Below are 4299 nucleotides of genomic sequence, written 5' to 3'. Positions count from 1 at the left end.
GATGGCTGAGTGGTTGAAAGCACCGGTCTTGAAAACCGGCATACGTTAATAGCGTATCTAGGGTTCAAATCCCTATCTCTCCGCCACTTTTAAAAAAACCGCTGTTCTTACAGCGGTTTTTTTGTATCTGCTGTTTTTTAACCGCTGTTATCGAAACTTCTAATTGGTTTTTCTCTAGCTCTTTCTTCAAGTTTTTGCGTACCTACTTTGGGTTTAGTTTACGCAGTAATACCTTCAATCGAAGACATTTCCATACGCCATTTGGGCTTCAAATAGAGCTTTTTTAAATCTCAACGTGGGATGCTTAAACGCATTTTGATAGAGTTCCAGTCTAAATACTGCGGATGCACTTGGAGAAAAAATGAAGCTACTTTACTGGTTAGATGAATGGCAAGCTCTTACTCAACAAGAACAAGAGATGGCTTTACCTATCTCTGGCTACGATTTACTTGATGATGTGTTTGTGAAGTATGAACTCGTCGATCTTAACAAGCCATTGTTGTTTACATTTTCTCCTTCCGGTACTGATGTGCAGGTACAAGATTTAACTCCGGATTTTTCTCCTTGGGGCTACGAGCTCGGAATACAACAACAAGTAAACATTATTGCCTTTCAACATTTAGGACAAAGTAATTGGTTCCGTAGTCGGAATTTGATTTTCTTTCTGGAGCAGCTATCTGAGTTGCTTCATCCCTTCAAATGTCGTTTGGGTTATGGGCAAAGTCGAGGTGGCTTTGCAATTGGCGCGTTCGCTAACTTGCTGAAACTAGAAAATCTTTTGTTGTTTTATCCTGTTAGCACAAAAAATAAAGCGTTAGTGCCTTGGGATGATCGGCCGAGTACTGAGCTTGCTCAGCAGTTTGCTTGGGAAAGCGGCTATCATGATAGAGATTTGGGCAATGCCAAAGGTTATATTATTTATGACCCATCCAATCGCATTGATCGTCTTCATGCTGAACGTTATCCCGAGCTTACCCATTTAAAAGTCGTCGGTATGGGACACGGCACTCAATTCGCACAATTAGATAAATTAGAATTTTTTAATCTGGTGGCGCAGGAGTTTGTTCGCCATCAAACCTTAGATATTGACCAATTTAATAAGCAAATTCACGCTTTGTTTTAAAAGAGGACTGATATCAGAGTCCCCTGTAACCAGGGGGAGATGATCACACACTAAAAACTAGATTTTTAACACAATTGCTAGGCGCAATTTAGATGGAGGATTAATGAAGTTACTGTACTGGTTGGATGAATGGCTGGTTCTTTCTCGTGAAGAACAGCAAACCAGGCTACCGATGTCCGGGGAGGACTTACTTGATGATGTATTTGTTAAGTATGAGTTTGTCGACCGCAATAAACCGTTGTTGTTCACCTTTTCCCCTGCTGGTACGAATCTACAAGTACAGGACTTACACTCAGACTTTGCGCCTTGGGGTTATCGCTTAGCCCAGAAACAAAAAGTAAATATTATTTCATTTCAGCATCTTGGGAAAAGTAACTGGTTTCGCAGCCGTAATTTGATTTTCTTTCTAGAGCAACTGTCAACTTTACTTGAGCCTTTTGAATGTCGTTTAGGTTATGGGCTTAGCCGCGGTGGTTTTGCTATTGGTGCCTTTTCTAATCTATTAAAGTTGGATCAAGTATTGATGTTTCACCCGGTCAGCACAAAAAACAAAGTGCTGGTGCCATGGGATGATAGGTCAAGTACTGAACTTGCCCAACAATTTGATTGGGAAGGAAAGTATCACGACCTCGACCTTGGCGATGCAAAAGGCTATATCATTTATGATCCAACTAATGAAATCGACCGCCTTCACGCCAAACGTTACCCAGAGCTCACTCACTTAAGAGTCTTCGGGATGGGACATGGTACCCACGCGACGTATTTGAATAAATTCGGTTTTTATAAGCAAGTGGCCGTAGACTTTATACGTTATCAGAAGATAGATATAGCGCAGTTTCGTCATCAGACCAAAACGCTGCGCTTAAAAGAAGATTACTATCAGTGCCTTAACAAGGCGAATGCGAGCTCACAGCATCGTTTAAACTTACTGAGTACCGCTCATAATGTACTAATTGAAGAAAAGAAAGAACATGTGAAGGAGCATCAAGCACAAATCGATATTCAGCCACTTGTTGATATTGCACTTAAGCATGAGTATGACAACCCGCAAGATGCAGTACAACTTTTGGAAGTCGCTCAGCAGTTGGTTCCGAATGATCCCGTTGTGGAGCACAAGTTGCAGCAACTGTCGTAACGTTGAGATATAATGCGGACGATATTGGTCGAAATAGGTCAGTGGCTTTTGTCGCTGGCCTTTTTAATAGCTTATGGATTGATATTTCGATGAAATCTAATGAAGCAGTACAAAATAAAAAGCCCAAGCAAATGCTTGGGCTCCATAAATGTTAATGCGAGTTTTAAAACTCTTTTGGCGCAAAGCCTGTCATCACATCAAGGCGAAGTTCTTTACCAACTTTTGTTAATGGATGAACGATTACTAAGCCGCGTACGCGTTTTTTCAGTTTGCCGATGTCCGCTTGTTCTGCTTTGGTGATTTCACGAGAGAAAGGCATATCAAGTAAGCTTTTACGTTCTTTGTTCAGCTCATAGTTTTGCTTGTGCTTTAACTGGTTAAGCTTTTTGGTAAGCTGTTCTACTTCATCCGTGAACTTTGTAATCATTTCGTGATCACCACGAGAACGTGCCGCATCAAGTTTACGTTGGCATGTATCTAAACGGTTGTGCAGCTTTTGAATATCAGTTTTTATGCTCATGGTAATTTGGCTCAAATTTTAAATAGTCGAGGAGTATAGCATAGCTGAGATCACACGCTCTACTATACTTCTCGATTGTCTGGCTTTAGTTAATCAGTTCATTGCCCGATACGTTACCAGAGAAAAAGGCTTCGACGTTATCAAGCGTCACAGAGGCAATGTTATTAAGTGCTTCGTGAGTCAAGAATGCTTGGTGGCCAGTAAACAGCACGTTATGACAAGCCGATAAACGGCGGAAAACATCATCGACAATGACATCGTTAGATTTATCTTGGAAGAATAAGTCTTTTTCATTGTCATACACGTCTAGGCCAAGCGCACCAATCTTACCTTGTTTCAACGCTTCTATCGCCGCTAGTGAATCTAGCAACTCGCCTCGACTGGTGTTAATGATCATTACACCATCTTTCATTTGCGCGAAGGCTTTTTCGTTCAATAAGTGATAGTTTTCTTCACTCATTGGACAATGGAGAGAGATAATATCCGCATTAGCGTAGATTTCTTCAAGCGAACAGTAACGGGCTCCCATTTCTAGCGCTAATGGGTTTTCGTAGGGGTCGTAGCAAAGCAGTTCCATGCCAAGCCCTTTGAAGATACGCATCGTCGCGATACCAATCTTACCCGTACCAATAACACCAACGGTTTTTCCGAAAAAGTTAAAGCCAACAAGACCCTCTAGCGAGAAGTTGGCGTCACGTGTGCGTTGGTAGGCCTTGTGAAGGCGGCGGTTTAGGCACATCATTAAACCAACCGTGTGCTCTGCCACTGCTTCTGGTGAGTAAGCAGGAACTCGAACCACTTGTAAGCCTAGTTCTTTGGCTGCTTGTTGATCAACTTTATCATATCCCGCGCAGCGCATAGCAATAAGCTTGGTCCCGCCCAGAGAAAGCTGTTTAAGGACAGGAGCTGAAAGATCATCATTAACAAACGCACATACGACATCACTGCCGTGCGCCATCTTGGCTGTTTTTTCGGTTAGTCGGAAGTCGTGATAGTGAAATTCAAAATCGCGGTTATTTTTAATTTTATTAAAAGAGGCTTCGTCGTAGGATTTTGCACTAAAAAAAGCAATGTTAATCATGGTTCCCTCTCAAAAAGTACGGACTTTATAAATAAATATGCTTATAAAGTAATGCAACTTAGCCGCAATGAATAGAGAAATCTTCTCTTTGACTTTTGTTGTATCAAACAACAACAAGAAGTACGCCTTTCAGCGAGTGCTATCTTACGGTTCCGCATTAGATACTGTTTGCTTTACGAGCATTAACTGACTAGCATTATCGCTCTTTTCTTGTTCACTTTATTAGCTTAGGCGTTACGACAATGTCAGTAAAATGGTGCTCTATGTTCTTGTGTTGTGTGTTTGCTTCTGGCACTCACGCAGCTGTTGACCTCGTTAAAGTCGACAAGTCTAAGCGTCGAATGTATTTGATGGAACAAGGAGCAGTGCTAAAAGAATACCGAATTGCTTTAGGAGCGAACCCTCAAGGACATAAACAAGAAGAGGGAGACAATCGCACA

4 protein-coding genes and 1 pseudogene are annotated in these 4299 nt (G+C 41.6%); 3 read left to right on the top strand and 2 right to left on the bottom strand.

All coding sequences use genetic code 11. The features are described 5' to 3' along the window. Nucleotides 1–361 precede the first annotated feature (361 nt). Both IQR33_RS27975 and IQR33_RS27970 read left to right on the top strand, forming a co-directional pair. Nucleotides 362–1123 (top strand): cytosolic protein, encoded by a 762-nt coding sequence (locus IQR33_RS27975; protein WP_193844247.1) that lies wholly within the window; start codon nt 362–364, stop codon nt 1121–1123. A 103-nt stretch (nt 1124–1226) separates the two neighbouring features. Next, on the top strand, nt 1227–2258 hold the full coding sequence (locus IQR33_RS27970; RefSeq protein ID WP_193838032.1) for a cytosolic protein: 1032 nt from the start codon (nt 1227–1229) through the stop codon (nt 2256–2258). 163 nt (nt 2259–2421) lie between these two features. Here the strand turns inward: IQR33_RS27970 and IQR33_RS27965 are convergent, their stop codons facing one another. Next, nucleotides 2422–2778 (bottom strand): YibL family ribosome-associated protein, encoded by a 357-nt coding sequence (locus tag IQR33_RS27965; RefSeq protein ID WP_005374274.1) that lies wholly within the window; start codon nt 2776–2778, stop codon nt 2422–2424. Between the two features lie 85 nt (nt 2779–2863). Continuing rightward, the gene (locus IQR33_RS27960) at nt 2864–3859 is read right to left on the bottom strand and encodes a 2-hydroxyacid dehydrogenase (protein ID WP_054579202.1); all 996 of its coding nucleotides are present in this window, start codon (nt 3857–3859) and stop codon (nt 2864–2866) included. A 242-nt stretch (nt 3860–4101) separates the two neighbouring features. Between IQR33_RS27960 and IQR33_RS27955 the strand changes: the two are divergent. Continuing rightward, a pseudogene (locus IQR33_RS27955) lies at nt 4102–4299 on the top strand (hypothetical protein); the annotation flags it as partial.

Source organism: Vibrio sp. OPT46 (genome assembly GCF_015163535.1).
Taxonomy (GTDB): Bacteria; Pseudomonadota; Gammaproteobacteria; order Enterobacterales; family Vibrionaceae; genus Vibrio; species Vibrio alginolyticus.
Note: the sequence above shows the minus strand (reverse complement) of the source record. Positions and strands in the feature narration are given on the sequence as shown.